Genomic DNA, 15,472 nt, shown 5'->3' on the forward strand with positions numbered 1-15,472 from the left:
CATTAGGTGCAGTTCCATTTAAAAGGATACTGCCCACTCGAAGTATACCAAAAACATGGCATCTGTTCCAACTATCACGAACTGATATCAATATCAGCAGAATAGATTCTTTTTATTCCCTCACTTGTTTCTAAAAGCAGCACGCCTTCATCATCAATCCCCAGTGATTTTCCATGAAATGTTCCATTCAATGTTCTCGCTGTTAATTGACGGTTTAATGTCAAAGCGTAGCTTTCCCATAAAAGTTTAATTGGTTGGAAACCGTGACGAGTATAGTCTTGGTACCGTTTTTCAAATGTAAGCAGAATTGTTTGAATAAGTGCTGCTCGATCAATTTTTTTACCACTAACAAGGCGCAAACTTGTAGCTGTCTCTTTCAAGTCATCCGGAAAATCGGAAGCTACTTGATTGACATTAATTCCTATTCCGGTAATAACCGAATGAACCTGATCTGCCTCAGCCTGTAATTCAGTCAAAATTCCGACCGTTTTTTTGCCATTGACCAAAATATCGTTCGGCCATTTAATTTCCGGACTGATTCCTGTTTGTTCCTCAATTGCTTGGACAATGGCTACTGCCGCCAAAAGTGTCAGCTGGGGTGTTTTTTGAACTGGAATTGTTGGCCTTAAGATAAGGCTCATCCAAATGCCATTACCTGCTGGAGAGTGCCATACTCTAGCCATTCTCCCTCTTCCTTCTGTTTGCTGATCTGCAACAATAATTGTCCCTTCTGGTGATCCGTTATTTGCCAGCTCATGAGCGATTTTCTGAGTTGAAGAAACGCTATCTTTGAAATAAATGACTTGTCCCATTTTTTCCGTTTTTAAGCCGAATCTGATTTCATTTTCACTGACTTTATCAGGCTTTTTTTTCATTTTATAGCCAAGTTTCCTAACCGCTTCAAGTTCATAACCCGCTTTTCTTAGTTCTTCAATGTGTTTCCAAACAGCCGTTCTCGAGCAGCCTAGTTCTTCACTGATTTTTTGGCCTGAAAGAAATTCGCCATCAGCTTCTGCAAATAATTGGATGAGTTTTGTCCTTAAGTTTGATTGCATTTGTCTAGCCACTCCTCTATGGCTTTTTTTTGATTGTCAAGTTCTCCACATAAAACAGCTTGTTCGATCCGTGTTAAATCCTCAGATACCCATTTACCAGGAGGGTTGTTTTTCATCAAGATCAGATCGTTTCCAGTTACAGCTAAATCTTTCAAGCTTTTAATTGGCAGTCTTTGATAACTTTGTCTCACTTCTGCTAATTTACGTCTGTCAATACTCTGATTCTCCTTTAGCATATGAATCATGACTGCAGAAATAAGTGTCTCTTCACCTGCCTGATACATGGCCAAACGATCCCAGTGTTGATCAATGTAGCCGGTAATTTTTAATGCCTCTTGAATCACCTTCCCAGGGAGCTTCCAAGCTTTTAAAAATGTTTGAGCTTGATCTGGATGGATAGCCAGTTTATCAATGAAAGCTGCCCAAAGTTGTGCTTTTGTTTCCAGCTGATGAAACGGAAAACAGCATGCAGTGAGAAGGCCTTCCCTTTTTTCTTCCAGTCCAGGAAGTTCTTTGTAAAGACCTGTTTCAATCGCTATGATAAGAGCTGCGTTTACCGCTTTCCCTTGTAGTAGTTTTTCAAATTCAGTTGTTTTGCGCTCTGTTGAAATATGTGCTAGTAAATGCCGGTTCTCACAAATTGCTTGTTTTGTATGTGGGGAAAGCGCAAAATCAAGCTGACTCATAAAACGGAGCGCCCGCAACATGCGGAGCGCATCTTCATGAAATCGTTCAGCCGGGTTACCGACCGTTTGAATTAGTTTTGTTTGAATATCGTGAAGACCTCCAAAATAATCAATGAGTCTACCATCCGTATCCATTGCCATTGCATTGATCGTTAAGTCACGCCGCTTTAAATCTTCTTTCAACGAGTGAATGAAATGAACACCGCTTGGTCTTCGGTGATCCTCGTATTCAAGCTCTGCTCGAAACGTAGTCACCTCATAGGACTCACCTTCCCACAACACAATGATCGTTCCATGTTTTTTTCCAACATCAATTGTTTTAGGAAAGATTTTTTCTATTTCTTCAGGAGCCGCGTCAGTTGCAATATCGATATCTCCAACAGTGCGGTTCATCTGTGTGTCTCTCACTGCTCCGCCCACAAAATAAGCCTGCCAGCCGTGTTTTTTCAGTTCATGAAGGAGAGGTAGAGCTTTTAAAAACAGATCCTCCATTGTCACACTCCCCGTCTATTAATTGGTGATAAATATCCTCATATTGGCTAATGATTTTCCTTGATGAGAAACGCTCTCTAATATTTTGTAGTGCAGCTTCAGCAAAACGGTGATGCAACTCGTGATCCGTTAATAAATGAAGGGCTTTTTCAGATGCTTCATCAACATCACCCACATTTACGAGATAACCTGATGTGCCATCGATAATCACTTCAGGAATACCACCGATATTCGTTCCAATGCACGGAACACCACAAGCCATTGCTTCAAGAAGAACAAGACCAAAGCTTTCCTTCTCAGATAAAAGAAGTTTTAAGTCACTGATGGCATAAAGCTCTTCCACACCGTCCTGTTTACCTAAAAAGCGAACAGCATCTTGTAAACCGAGCTGCCTGACAAGCTGGCATATTACAGTCATTTCCGGACCGTCACCAACAAGAAGGAGTTTTGCTTTCATTTGTTTTACAATACGGTGAAAGACATGAATCACATCTTGAACCCGTTTTACTTTCCTGAAATTTGAAACATGAATGATGACTTTTTCATCAGGGGTTATTCCGTATTGCTCTTTTAATGAATAGTGGGTTTTTTTTACATACACACGCTCATCAACAAAATTGTAGATGGTCTCTATTTTTTTTCTCGGTTTGATTAGATCATACGTCTGGGCCGCAAGAGCTGATGAAACGGCAGTTACCCGATCAGAGGATTCAATCGCAAATCGAATCAAATCTTTTAAAGACGGATCAATCCCGAGAACCGTAATATCAGTGCCGTGAAGTGTCGTAACAGTTTTGATCGTGCCTTCTAACATTTGCTTTGCCAAGAATGCAGAAATAGCATGAGGAACAGCGTAATGGGCATGCAAAATATCTAGATTTTCTCGTTTTGCCACTTCGGCCATTTTGCTGGCTAAAGACAGATCATAAGGTGGATATTGAAAAACTGCGTATTGATTGACTTCAACTTCATGAAAATAAATATTGGAATAAACTTTATTCAGCCTATGCGGAACGCTTGATGTAATAAAATGAATTTCATGCCCTTTTTCCGCCAACAATTTACCGAGCTCTGTTGCAATAACTCCCGATCCCCCAACACTCGGATAACATGTAATCCCAATTTTTAATTTTCTCATCATCCACCCCCGAATAAATCATTGTCTAACAAAAGGATCCGCTTAGAAAAAAATCCTTCTGCATATGTGACATCCACTTCTTTTCCAAGAAGCATTTCCCTCGCTTCAACTGTTTCAATATAACCGTTTGTCAAAGGTGTTTCTATCGATTGCTCTGTCCGGCTGAACTGACTCATGTATGCCCTGAGACTTGCTTTTTTCTGTTCCATTGTATCTGTTATATCGATCACAAATTCAGGTTTATGAAAACCGTTGATCATATAGTAATAGATGTTTTGCACTTTGTGTGCTCGCTGTTTTTTTGCATCTTGATATTTATGTATACCAGCGGAAAAAACCGCTTCTTCCACTATTTCCGCCGCATGTCCATGATCTGGGTGTCTGTCTTTTTTGTAGGGAACAAAAACAATTTTGGGCTGATACATTCGAATAACGGCCACAATTTCTCTTATCGCATCTTGTGTCAAAAATAAACCGCGGTCAGGAAGGGTAAGAGAAATTCGCTCTCTAACACCTAACGTTTCAGCCGCCAGAGCCGCTTCACGTTTTCTTATGGCAACTGTTCCATTTGAAGATTGTTCAGCTTCTGTTAAATCGCAAATGCCAATGCGGAACCCCTTGTTAATATATTTGGCAATCGTTCCTCCCATACCGATTTCTACATCATCACTATGCGCACCAAAAGCCAATATATCAAGCATCTTTTCCTTCACCATGAACCAGCTTCCTGAATTCGAACGCATCCTCTTCCAAAGAACGGATCAAAATTTCCGCTGTCCCTAGATTTGTTGCAAGCGGAATAGAATAGACGTCAGACAAGCGAATTAATGCAGAAACATCTGGTTCATGCGGCTGAGCTGTTAATGGGTCCCGCAAGAAAATAACCAGATCGATTTCATTTTGGGCGATCATGGCACCAATTTGTTGATCGCCGCCAAGCGGTCCTGATTGAAAACGCCTAATAGAAAGTCCGGTTGCTTCAGCTATTTTTAAACCCGTTGTACCGGTAGCAACCAATTCATGTTTTTGCAAAATACCTCGATAAGCGGTTGTCAATTGAATCATATCCTGTTTTTTTCGATCATGGGCAATTAAGGCAATTCTCAATGCGATCCCCTCTTTCTTTTCGTTATTCCATGATATTTTCAAGGCCATAAACAAGCTGATCGATTTTCATTACTTGTTCAACAGCTAGCTTTACTCCTGACATAAAAGACGTACGGTTATACGAGTCATGGCGAATTTTCAAAGTTTGTCCATCTCCGCCAAAGATGACTTCTTGATGGGCGATTAACCCCGGTAATCGAACACTGTGCAGCCGAATTCCGTTTTGCTCTGCACCTCTTGCACCAGGTAGAATTTCCTTTTCATCAGGATGTCCTTGTTTTTTCGCATCCCGGACGACGGAAATCATCTCCGCAGTTTTTAAAGCAGTTCCGCTAGGTGCATCAAGCTTTTGGTCATGATGCTGTTCAATGATTTCAACATCGGAAAAATATTGAGCTGCCATCTGGGAAAATTTCATCATTAAAACAGCTCCCAAAGCAAAATTTGGGGCAATAATGGCTCCAATTCCTTTTTCTTCGGTCAATCCCCTCAGATTTTCAAGATCCTTTTCAGAAAATCCAGTCGTTCCTACTACAGGACGGACGCCATGTTCTACGGCAATTTTCGTATGAACTTTGCCGACTTCTGGTGTCGTCAAATCGATGAGTACATCTGGATTTGTTTCAGCAAAACATTCGTGTATATCCGTATAAATGAGTGCCTCAGAATGACAGGATAATACTTCTGACAGTTTCTTGCGATCGTATGTAATATCGATGGCTCCTACAAGTTGAAAATGATCTGTGTTTTCAACAAGTTGAACGGCTTCACTTCCCATTCTTCCTCGCGGTCCAGCAATGGCAATCTTGATTGTTTCTTTTGACATGATCAATCTCCTCTACTTTCCTTCTTTTCTTGTCCAGCGGTCTTTGTCACGTGTGTTGAATTTATCCATGACCATATCATGCGCTTCATCTAATGAAATATGAAGTGAATTAGCTAAACAAACTAACACGAATAAAACATCGCCGATTTCCTCTTCAATCTTTTTTTCAGTTTCAGTTTCCTTCTTTGGTTTTTCTCCGAAATGATGATTGACTTCTCTTGCCAATTCGCCGAGCTCTTCTGTTAGTCTAGCCATCATGGCCAGCGGACTAAAATAGCCTTCTTTAAATTGTCCGATATATTCATCAACCTCACGCTGTATCTCTTTCATCGTTTTCTCATTCGTCATTCGGCAAAACCTCCTATCATCTCTTACATGTTAGCGAATTCAACTAATTTTGACAAACGTTTAAGATCGGTTTGCCCATTTTTAAAAGATACACTATAATATTAACGCCAACTAATGGAAGGAGTGGTTTTTTATGCTTAGAGAAATAAAAATTAAAAATGTTTTTTTTATATTATTAGGCGCCGCTATTTTTTCTTTTGGACTTGTTCATTTTAATATGCAAAACAACCTGTCAGAAGGCGGTTTTACCGGGATTACCTTGTTGCTTTATTTCCTGTTTCAGATCGATCCTTCCATTTCCAATTTAGTTTTAAATATTCCCGTTTTCTTAATCGGTTGGAAGTTGCTCGGCAGAACCGTTTTTTTATATACCATTCTCGGAACAGTCAGTCTGTCTGTTTTTTTGTGGATTTTTCAAATTTATCAAATCCATATGCCTCTGAAAAATGACCTTGTCCTTGCAGCCCTTTTTGCCGGGGTTTTTATTGGAACAGGGCTCGGCATCATTTTCAGGTATGGCGGGACAACAGGTGGAGTTGATATTATCGTACGACTCATCAATAAATATTTTCATATCGCGATGGGTAAAGCGATGTTCGTTTTTGATGCCTTTGTTATTACATTATCACTCATATTTTACCTCTCATATAAGGAAGCCATGTATACACTTGTCGCAGTATTTGTTGCTTCTAAAGTGATTGACTTTATGCAGGAAGGTGGCTATGCAGCAAAGGGTGCAACGATTATTTCTGAAAAAAATGCACTAATCCAACATAAAATCATGGAAGAGATGGATCGTGGGGTTACGATTTTAAAAGGACAGGGATCCTATACAAAAACAGAACGAGACGTTTTATACTGTGTCGTTCCGAAAAATGAAGTTTTTCTTTTAAAAAATGTCATCACTTCAATTGATCCACATGCTTTTGTAGTCGTAAACGATGTTCACGATGTGATGGGGGAAGGTTTTACACTTGATGAAAATAAGAATCCGATTACACGTTAAAGAAGCTCACATGTAGTGAGCTTCCAGTTTTTCTGACCAAATTCAGACCATGTTTTGGCTTCTTATTTAGGCCAATCATTCTCTCTTTTCTTGCGGCTGTCTGCTTCCCCTCTATACTTTCGGAATCCAACATAGGTCAGTGTGGAAAGGATGATGCTCCCTGTTGTCAGAATAACCCATAAAAGGGAAGGGTCTGCGTCATCTTCTTCGGTTTGATTAAATACGTCCTCCAAATCTTTTTGCAGAGTAGTCAACCGTTCAAGCTTGCTACTTTCCGACATGTTCTGAAAGTCTCCATGTTGGACAACTTCGATATGGTTAGAGACATTTTGTAGTTGTTTTTGGGAAACATCGATCGTTAAACTCGGGTAAATCATATCATACAAAGCCAAAAAATGATTCCACTTTTCTTGAAACGTTAAACTGTCTTCTTTTTGAATAATACCAGCTTTAAGTGCTTTAAAAGATTCCATAATCGGTTTTTTTAACGATCCCCAAATCGGATCATGGTCGGAATGTATCGCATCCATCAGCATTCTGAATTGGACGGCTGCCTTGAGTTTATCTTTTTCTCGTGTTTCCTTGCTCCGTAAACTTTTTTGCATTTCATGACAAGCCAATATGACCCGGCGAATCTGCGAACGATTCATCGTTTTTAATGTTCCGTTTTTTTCGGCGGTTTTTAACCGATCTTTAAAATATTGAACAATTTGAAGTGCTTCCTCATAATGCGACTGTCTTGTTAACTGGAATACTGTATCAGACAGTTCATTCAATTCCGTTAAAGCGGTTGAATCCTCCGCTTTTAAACCGCCCGCAGGAAAAACAAGCGCAATCACTATGCAAAGGATCACCTTACGTATCATTTACGGTCCCTCCCACTCCTTCTACTTTAAGTTATGAGGAGAGGGACAAGGTTAGACCAAGATTGTTTATCACAACTTAAACGCTTTTTTAGAGAGTACAAGATAATAAGCTAAACCGATTGATGCAACACTAAGCCAAAATGTAAAATAACCGATTTGTGGCATAAATTGCGTCAGCATCGAGTAGCTAGGCATCATTTTGAACACATAGTCAATCACGTCATTGTGAACCGTCCAAATGGCTGCAATCAGCAGATGCCACCCTTTAAACTTGTAATAAGGTGCATATAGAACACCTTGGAGAGCCATTGCAAAATGGGATGCAATCAGCATATAGCCCGTCCAATGCAGACTTCCCGTTGTTAAAAGGATAAGAAGGTTCATACATACGGCCCAAAGCCCATATTTAACGAGTGTTACCAATGCGAGCGCTTCAAACAAAACGGCATTTCGCTTAAATAAAAACCCCAACAAAACAAATAAAAAAAACAAAGTAGCAGTTGGACTGTCCGGAACAAAAATTAAAAATTTAATTGGTGTATGAATCAGTTGTGACATGTACCAATAATACCCATAAATCGTACCAAAAAAATTAATGATCAAAAGTAAAAAGATGATAGACCTTTGCCCAAGTATGTAAAAAAATAATTTCACCCACATTCAACTCACAATCTTAGAAAACGTATGGTATTGATGTTAGAATTTTAAAAAGACCATCGACATTGTCGATAGTCTCGAGAGACCGACTTAGCGTCAGCTTATCATCTGTACCTCTTCTTGACAACTACTTAGCTGTTGTTTTCGATATGAATTTCGCCAGTTCTTTTAACTGTTTATCAGACCCTTTAAAAACGCCAGCAGGCATTTTGCCCTTTCCTTCCTTGGCGATCTTTCCAATCTCCTTTGGAGATAAACCGCTATCTACTAGAGACGGCCCGCCAGCCCCTCCCTGCATGTTATCACCATGACAGGAAATGCAACCTTGTTCCTTATACACTTTATAACCTGCGGCTTTTTTATCAACTTTAGCTTCCTCTTTGATTTTCCCTTGTTCTTCCGCAGCTGCCCAATCATGGGTCACAACGGATTGCCAAGTTAAAAAGACAGTGGCTGATAATGCTAACAACATCAATCCAACAGCGACCGGGCGCTTAAACGGCCTTCTTTCAGGGCCCCTGTCAAGGAATGGTGCCAGCAAAAGCGCCCCGAAAGCAATCGACGGTATAATAATCGCTCCAACTACAGTATACGGTCCAGCTGCATATTCATATTTAAGCAATTGATATAAAAATAGAAAATACCAGTCTGGTAAAGGTATGTAACCAGTATCTGTCGGGTCAGCCATTCGTTCCAGTGGAGGCTCATGAACGATGGTCAACACGAGAAACCCAATTAGGAAAACGGCTCCAACAAGCCATTCTTTAAGTAAAAAGTTCGGCCAGAATGCTTCCGTTTTGCCTGGAAATTCCGAATAATCTTTTGGAATATTCGGTTTTCTTTCCGCGGGTATTCTCGAATCTCCGACAAACTTCATTCCCTTTCCCCTTTTCATGCCATCCCCTCCTTCTTTTTTGAATCACTTGCTTACAACGGCCCTGAAATCCCTTGTTTACGGATCATGATAAAGTGTGCAGCCATAAGACCGAACAGAGCGGCTGGCAAGAAAAAGACATGTATTGCAAAAAATCTTGTCAATGTCTGTGCGCCAACAATATCTGGATGACCGGCCAGCAGTGTTTTAATCTGAGTGCCAATTAAAGGTGTTGCCTCAGCGATCTGCAGACCAACTTTAGTCGCAAACAGAGCTTTCATATCCCAAGGCAAGAGATAGCCTGTAAAACCTAATCCAAGCATGACAAAGAAAATGAGGACACCGACAATCCAATTTAATTCCCGTGGTTTTTTATAAGCTCCTTGGAAGAAAACCCTTAGTGTGTGAAGAAACATCATGACGATGACCAAACTTGCCCCCCAATGGTGCATTCCTCTGACAATTTGCCCAAACGCTACTTCATTTTGTAGGTAATAAACCGATTCCCAAGCATTTTTAATATCTGGCACATAATACATTGTCAAAAACATGCCAGATAGCACCTGGATCACTGTCACAAAAAATGTCAACCCGCCAAAACAATAGACAAAAGCGGAAAAATGGTGAGCAGGATTGACATGCTCTGGAACTTCATGATCAGCAATATCTCTCCAAAGCGGTGTAATGTCCAGTCTTTCATCCACCCAATCATAAATTTTGTTTAGCATGATCACCCATCCTTCCTCGGCTTGGCTTTCCCTAAATAGAGATAGCCGTCTTTAACCTTTTGCTCATAATGATCCAATGGAGCAAGAGGTGGAGTTCCGGGTACATTTGTACCATCCTTTTCATAAAGTCCGTAATGGCACGGACAAAAAAATCTGTTCGGATTTTTTGGGTCACTGTTCCAATTGACCGTACACCCCAAATGTTTACAAACCGGTGATAAAGCGATAATTTCTCCCCCATTTTTGAATACCCACGCTGATCTCGATTCTTCGGATTTGTACCAGGCGTCTACTTGTTTGATTTTAAAGTCAAATCGTTGAGGTTCCTCCGTCAGTTCATCAACACTAACGACCTGAACCAAGTCCTGATCTTCAGTCGGCCTTAAAACCGGATCAAGCGCAAAGCGAGCCATAGGCATGATCATTCCAGCCGCCATAAACCCGCCAACCCCTGTCAGCGTATAGTTTAAAAATTGACGTCTGGATACCTGATGTTTGTTTCCGCTCATCTTCATATCCCCCCTCATGTCCCCAACTACAATATAACTAAACTAGAAAAATATTCATAAAATGAGGACATCCTCATAATATATCAATATTTTAGGAAGGTCAACATTCCCAAAAACATTAAAAATAGTAAATGTAAGTGTTTTTATTAGGAATTCCAGTATTGTAACAAAATGTTCAATATTTGCTCAATTTGATCGTCCAAGAGTTTTTGTTTGAGAGAATCTTTCATATGCTCTAGCGGCAGCGCTGGAATCCACAGCAGTTTTTGTTCACCTTGAAGCACCTCTTTCCAACGCTCATCCGTTGTTAAAAAAATGACATGCTTAAAATGATTTTGGGTCATGTCTTTCAAATCGGCAATATCTTCCACCGATTGATCACAAACATGCAAATATGTATACGGAGGAAATAAATAGACACGTCCCTTTAGTTGTCCTTCAAGCTCTTCTACAAGCTTGATTGTAAATTCTCCTTTTGAAACGGTTGACTTAAACTGGTGGTCTAAATGAACAGAAATAAGCGGAATGACAGCGGTATCAATATATTCTTTTGCATCTAGATAAACATCCGCATCTTGTGCACACCATTTCACGCGGTAATCCCCCTTTATTCAGTTACCCCGACCTTAACAAGCCTTGCACTCAGCAAGGCTTGTTAACGATGGGATTGTTGTAGTTGACTTAATTGTTTCGCCAGTCTTTCGAAGCTTTCCTTATCTTGGCGATCAAGGGCTTCGTCTATTTCCTCCAATAGTTTTCGTCTTTGAAAAGTGGTAATAGAATGCTCTAAAATTTGTTCAGCAACAATTTTATCTCTTTCATTTTCATAAAGGTCTTTTGGAATATGGGGATTGGTCTCCATTACAGCTGCGTATTCAGGTGAATGATAGGCTGAGCGAAAGTTGAGCTGAATAAATAGATCTTGCTGCTTATTCAGCCTGATATCGTGAAATGATTTTTCTGCGTCTGTTGTCATGACATTTTCTTTATAAAAACGGAAAGGCACTTCTTCGACACAGTGGGTAGACATGATAATGCCTCTCGGACAAAACTCGGCCTGCTCGACAAAATGGACTTTCTCCATTAAGGAGTTATGACTCATTAAATAATTCAAAATCCATACACATTCTCTTCGTTTTAGCTGATAATTGTTTAAAAACCAGCGGATGAAATCTTTTTTTTCATTGACAGAAACAGGGGTCTGCATGTTATTCCCTCCTCTATCTATCATATCTTGTGTATAATTTAATAATACCACACAAACCGATAATATCCTGCTTATTCAAGGTAATTTTCATCTTCGATTCTGAAAATCATTTCCTGGATTTCCTCGTATGCAGGATGATGATTCGGAATTTCTTTCAAATATGGCAACGCTTCTTTCTGCTTTCCTTCTTCAAGCAAAAATTTTGCGTATTCATAGAGAAAATCTTCATCTTTCTGATAATGCAATAACGCTTTTTCATATTCTTGTCTCGCCTTATCAAACTCTTCTGTTTGCGTGTAAGCACCTGCGAGAAACCAGCTAAATTTGGGGTCATCTTCACCATATTTTCGGACCTCTTGAACCAAATCGATCATACTCTCAAAATCTTCTTCTTCAAGATGAAGAGAAAGCAGAGTGAAAACGGCTTCCAAATATCCAGGGTCAAGTGCAAGTGCTTCAGAAAGTAATGATTTCGCTTCAGAAAGCCTTTTTATTTTTAATGCAGACTTTGCTGCAGAGAGATAAAGCTCCTTAGTGAATTCATCTAAACGAATACCTTCTTTAGCTGTTTCATATGCTTCTTCATATAGTCCTTCTTCTTCATAGCTTTGCGCCAAAGGCTTATAAAGGGAAGAATAAGATGGATCCATTTCTTTCAGCTCTGTTAATTGTTTGATTGCCGTTTTAGGAGATCCCGCTTTTAAAGCTGTAAGCCCAAAACCAAATAAAGTATGAGGTTCAGTGCTTTCTTTGGCCGCTTTTTCATACCACTTTAACGCTTCTTCAAACTCGCCTGAAGAGCTGAGTGATTCGGCAAGCCTCTGATAAACATTGACACCTCCGATCATTGCTTTTTCACAGGCAGTTTGTTGAAAATAGCGCGTTGCTTTGGCATAAGCACCTTGCGTAAAATACAACTCACCCAACGCGAAATGAATCACCGGTTCATCTGGTAAAATCGTTTTTGCCTTCAACAACTTTTGCTCACTTACTTCATATAACCCCTGCATTTGATATAAATCAGCCAGCAAAAGAAGACTTTCTGGATAGGTCTGATCTGTCTCAGGGATCGTTTCCAACACGCTGATCGCCCGCTCTTCATTGTCGGTCTCGATGAGGAGCTCTGCATAAAAACAGGTCAATTCTGTTTCCTCAGGGTATAATTCATACAAATCACTGATGATATGAATCGCTTTGTCAATCATACCCCATTCATAATATAGTTGAGCTACAATTGCTTTATCTTCATCATGAAGAACAGGTTCAATATCACTAAGTTTTTTAAGTCCGCTTTCAGTATGGCCTGCTTCTATTAATTTTATGGCTTCTTGGATCGAAGTATTCAAATCAAAACGTCCCTTTCTTTTTTCGAATCATCACCCGGCCACCCTAAAGCCGAAAATACACTGTTTAGATATTTATTATCATAATTCACTGGACGGTTTTAAAGCAAATATGTTGCCTTCAAAGACAAGCTATGCCGGAACTGCATTGTTTATGCAAAAGCTATGAAAAAGCCTGAAACGCGTCGGTTTCAGGCTTTTTCGGTAAGCTTGTCAATATGATCAAAAAATGTCGGATAAGATACTTTGACAGCTTCTGGATGAGAAATATCAATGGGATTCTCACAAATTAAGGAAGCAATTCCCAGCATCATGCCAATTCGGTGGTCATGATGACTTGATACACTTGTCCCTCCAAGTAAAGGTGTTTTACCATGGATCTTCATTCCATCTTCTGTCGGTTCAATTCGGGCACCAAGCTTTGTTAACTCTGATGCAACCGTATCAATGCGGTTCGTTTCTTTTACTTTAAGTTCAGCAGCATCCTTTATGACAGTCGTTCCTTCAGCCTGTGTGGCAAGAAGTGCGATAATTGGAATTTCATCGATGAGGCGTGGAATTAAATCGCCTGAAATTTCAGTGGCTTTTAGGGCAGCAGTCTTGACCGTTAAATCGCCGTAGGGCTCAGCGCTACCATGATCTTTTCTATCGATCTTAAGATCCGCACCCATTTTTCTCAATGCATCGATGATTCCGGTTCTTGTTGGGTTTAAACCGACATTTTTAAGAACAACTTCACTATTTGGGACAAAAGAAGCAGCTGCTAGGAAAAAGGCTGCTGAAGAAATATCTCCTGGCACAAACACATCCGTTCCCTTTAATGTTTGACCACCCACGATGGAGACAGATGTTTGGTCTTCCTCGAGTTTTCCCCCAAACATAGAAAGCATACGCTCCGTATGATCTCTCGATTTATGGGGTTCTGTCACTGTTGTTGTACCATTTGCTTGGAGACCGGCCAACAAGATGGCCGATTTAATTTGTGCACTGGCTACAGGTGATTGAAAATCTATTCCTGTTAAATGTCCACCGCGAACAGCAAGCGGTGTATATTCTCCACCACTACGTCCGTCAATATGCGCACCCATTTTCCGAAGAGGATCTGTGACACGTTTCATCGGTCTTTTCGCAATGCTCTCATCACCTGCTGTTATACTATGAAATGGACGGCCGGCCAAAATCCCGAGCATCAGTCTAATCGTTGTGCCAGAATTTCCGACATCCAAAAGCTCTTTAGGCTCTGTTAGATGATCAAGACCTTTTCCATAGACTGTTACATCACTGTTTTCCTGTTTGATTTCAACCCCCATTTTTTTAAAACAGTCAATTGTGCTTAAACAATCTGCACCAGGCAAAAAGTTTTTAATAACTGTTGTACCTACCGCAATAGAGCCGAACATAACAGAACGATGGGAGATTGATTTATCTCCCGGAATATGAAGTTCTCCTTTTAGTGAACTGATTTTTTCTCTTTTCATGTGCTCCACCTCAATCAGCGTAAAATGTCTCATATTTAGCCCGCGTTTGAATGCATTTTTCTGCACGTTTGCGATCTTGATCAGATTGAAAACTGATTCTGAGAACACCGTTTATCTCTTCTCGCGTTTCGATAATTCTAATGTTCGTGATGCTGATCAGTTCATCGGCGAGAATCGCCGTGATCTCCGAGATGACTCCCGGATGGTCAGGGACATCAACATAAAGGTCGTAAAAGGAGGGAATCGCGCCTTTTTGTCGCAATGGCAAATCATCCCGATACTCTTTTGCCTGTTGGAAAAATGCAAACAAACCATCAGCATCTTCCTGTTCAACAATAGACTGAATTCTTCCAATTTCACATTTCCATTCTTCAAACCGCTCTAAAATTTCAACTTTATTGTGCAAAAGAATATCTCGCCACATCGCAGGACTGCTTGAGGCAATCCTTGTAATATCACGGAATCCTCCCGCCGCAAAGCGTTTGATCAGAGGATATTGTTCCTTGAATTTCTCGGTCTGGTGAACTAGGCTTGCTGCTACAATATGGGGAAAGTGGCTGATCACACTTGTGATGGCATCATGGTCTTCCGGCGACATTTCAACAAACTTGGCGTTTGTTCCTTTTAAAAGCTGTTTTAACAAGACAATAGCTTCTTTTTTAGTCGAGTTACAAGGCGTCAAAATATAAAACGCATTTTCAAACAGCAACTCTTTAGCTGCCGCAACACCTGATTTATGAGAGCCAGCCATCGGATGTCCGCCGATAAATTGATACTCTTTTGGCAAAACTTGTTCAGCATGGTTGACAACCTTTTGTTTCGTGCTACCTACATCCGTAATGAGCAATTGCTTCTCGATGCCTGAAGCAGCTAGCTCATCAAGCATATAGAGTGTCTGTGCAACAGGCACAGCTAAAATGACAATTGATGCTTCTTTTATTCCTTCCAAAAAAGAACCGGATGATGCGTCAATGACACCAAGCTTTTTTGCAGCCTTTATCTGCTCTTCTGATACATCAAATCCAATGATTCGGTAGCTTGGATATTGCTTTTTTATGGCAAGAGCAATCGAACCGCCAATTAAGCCTAATCCAGTCAATAATATCGTTTTATTAGATTGTGTCATCTTTATCACCTAGTTTTAGGTCTATT

The 15,472-nt window shown here is 40.2% G+C and carries 18 protein-coding genes; 1 reads left to right on the forward strand and 17 read right to left on the reverse strand.

What is annotated here, in order from left to right:
* Positions 1–74 precede the first annotated feature (74 nt).
* From PDT38_RS02775 to PDT38_RS02805, 7 genes are read right to left on the reverse strand one after another with little or no spacing between them, the layout of a single operon-like run.
* A complete protein-coding gene (locus PDT38_RS02775; protein WP_270798896.1) occupies positions 75–1,055 on the reverse strand; it encodes a biotin--[acetyl-CoA-carboxylase] ligase in 981 nt (326 codons plus the stop codon).
* Positions 1,040–2,233: a CCA tRNA nucleotidyltransferase gene (locus PDT38_RS02780; protein WP_270798898.1), complete on the reverse strand. Its 1,194-nt coding sequence runs from the start codon at positions 2,231–2,233 to the stop codon at positions 1,040–1,042. The genes PDT38_RS02775 and PDT38_RS02780 overlap by 16 nt, the downstream gene beginning before the upstream one ends.
* Positions 2,193–3,371, reverse strand: a complete 1,179-nt coding sequence (gene bshA, locus PDT38_RS02785; RefSeq protein WP_270798899.1) for an N-acetyl-alpha-D-glucosaminyl L-malate synthase BshA — start codon at positions 3,369–3,371, stop codon at positions 2,193–2,195. The genes PDT38_RS02780 and bshA overlap by 41 nt, the downstream gene beginning before the upstream one ends.
* Positions 3,371–4,072 (reverse strand): bacillithiol biosynthesis deacetylase BshB1, encoded by a 702-nt coding sequence (gene bshB1, locus PDT38_RS02790; RefSeq protein WP_270800101.1) that lies wholly within the window; start codon positions 4,070–4,072, stop codon positions 3,371–3,373. Before bshB1 ends, bshA begins: the two co-directional genes overlap by 1 nt.
* Positions 4,065–4,478 (reverse strand): methylglyoxal synthase, encoded by a 414-nt coding sequence (mgsA, locus tag PDT38_RS02795; protein ID WP_270798901.1) that lies wholly within the window; start codon positions 4,476–4,478, stop codon positions 4,065–4,067. The genes bshB1 and mgsA overlap by 8 nt, the downstream gene beginning before the upstream one ends.
* Positions 4,479–4,500: 22 nt before the next feature.
* Complete coding sequence (gene dapB, locus PDT38_RS02800; protein WP_270798902.1) at positions 4,501–5,304, reverse strand: 4-hydroxy-tetrahydrodipicolinate reductase; 804 nt, start codon at positions 5,302–5,304, stop codon at positions 4,501–4,503.
* Between the two features lie 12 nt (positions 5,305–5,316).
* Positions 5,317–5,652 (reverse strand): nucleotide pyrophosphohydrolase, encoded by a 336-nt coding sequence (locus PDT38_RS02805; protein WP_270798903.1) that lies wholly within the window; start codon positions 5,650–5,652, stop codon positions 5,317–5,319.
* Positions 5,653–5,785: 133 nt separating this feature from the next.
* Between PDT38_RS02805 and PDT38_RS02810 the strand changes: the two genes are divergently transcribed.
* Positions 5,786–6,658 (forward strand): YitT family protein, encoded by an 873-nt coding sequence (locus tag PDT38_RS02810; RefSeq protein ID WP_270798904.1) that lies wholly within the window; start codon positions 5,786–5,788, stop codon positions 6,656–6,658.
* Positions 6,659–6,720: 62 nt separating this feature from the next.
* On the opposite strand, the gene ypjB is transcribed toward PDT38_RS02810, so the two are convergent.
* The 10 genes from ypjB to PDT38_RS02860 all read right to left on the reverse strand — a co-directional run bounded on the left by ypjB (position 6,721) and on the right by PDT38_RS02860 (position 15,446).
* Positions 6,721–7,524, reverse strand: coding sequence for a sporulation protein YpjB (ypjB, locus tag PDT38_RS02815; RefSeq protein WP_270798905.1), 804 nt, complete (start codon positions 7,522–7,524; stop codon positions 6,721–6,723).
* A gap of 69 nt (positions 7,525–7,593) precedes the next feature.
* Positions 7,594–8,178, reverse strand: a complete 585-nt coding sequence (locus PDT38_RS02820; protein ID WP_270798906.1) for a DUF1405 domain-containing protein — start codon at positions 8,176–8,178, stop codon at positions 7,594–7,596.
* A 130-nt stretch (positions 8,179–8,308) separates the two neighbouring features.
* The gene (locus PDT38_RS02825) at positions 8,309–9,076 is read right to left on the reverse strand and encodes a menaquinol-cytochrome c reductase cytochrome b/c subunit (RefSeq protein ID WP_270798908.1); all 768 of its coding nucleotides are present in this window, start codon (positions 9,074–9,076) and stop codon (positions 8,309–8,311) included.
* 32 nt (positions 9,077–9,108) lie between these two features.
* The gene (gene qcrB, locus PDT38_RS02830; RefSeq protein WP_172295294.1) at positions 9,109–9,783 is read right to left on the reverse strand and encodes a menaquinol-cytochrome c reductase cytochrome b subunit; all 675 of its coding nucleotides are present in this window, start codon (positions 9,781–9,783) and stop codon (positions 9,109–9,111) included.
* A 2-nt stretch (positions 9,784–9,785) separates the two neighbouring features.
* Positions 9,786–10,292 (reverse strand): QcrA and Rieske domain-containing protein, encoded by a 507-nt coding sequence (locus PDT38_RS02835; RefSeq protein WP_172295292.1) that lies wholly within the window; start codon positions 10,290–10,292, stop codon positions 9,786–9,788.
* Between the two features lie 146 nt (positions 10,293–10,438).
* Complete coding sequence (locus PDT38_RS02840; RefSeq protein ID WP_270798910.1) at positions 10,439–10,885, reverse strand: YpiF family protein; 447 nt, start codon at positions 10,883–10,885, stop codon at positions 10,439–10,441.
* Positions 10,886–10,947: 62 nt separating this feature from the next.
* The gene (locus PDT38_RS02845) at positions 10,948–11,499 is read right to left on the reverse strand and encodes a ReoY family proteolytic degradation factor (protein WP_270798911.1); all 552 of its coding nucleotides are present in this window, start codon (positions 11,497–11,499) and stop codon (positions 10,948–10,950) included.
* A gap of 71 nt (positions 11,500–11,570) precedes the next feature.
* Positions 11,571–12,845 (reverse strand): tetratricopeptide repeat protein, encoded by a 1,275-nt coding sequence (locus PDT38_RS02850; RefSeq protein ID WP_270798912.1) that lies wholly within the window; start codon positions 12,843–12,845, stop codon positions 11,571–11,573.
* A gap of 188 nt (positions 12,846–13,033) precedes the next feature.
* Positions 13,034–14,320, reverse strand: a complete 1,287-nt coding sequence (aroA, locus tag PDT38_RS02855; protein ID WP_270798913.1) for a 3-phosphoshikimate 1-carboxyvinyltransferase — start codon at positions 14,318–14,320, stop codon at positions 13,034–13,036.
* 10 nt (positions 14,321–14,330) lie between these two features.
* Positions 14,331–15,446 (reverse strand): prephenate dehydrogenase, encoded by a 1,116-nt coding sequence (locus PDT38_RS02860; protein WP_270798914.1) that lies wholly within the window; start codon positions 15,444–15,446, stop codon positions 14,331–14,333.
* Between the last annotated feature and the right edge of the window lie 26 nt (positions 15,447–15,472).

This window comes from Bacillus changyiensis, from assembly GCF_027706145.1.
Taxonomy (GTDB): domain Bacteria; phylum Bacillota; class Bacilli; order Bacillales; family Bacillaceae; genus Bacillus; species Bacillus changyiensis.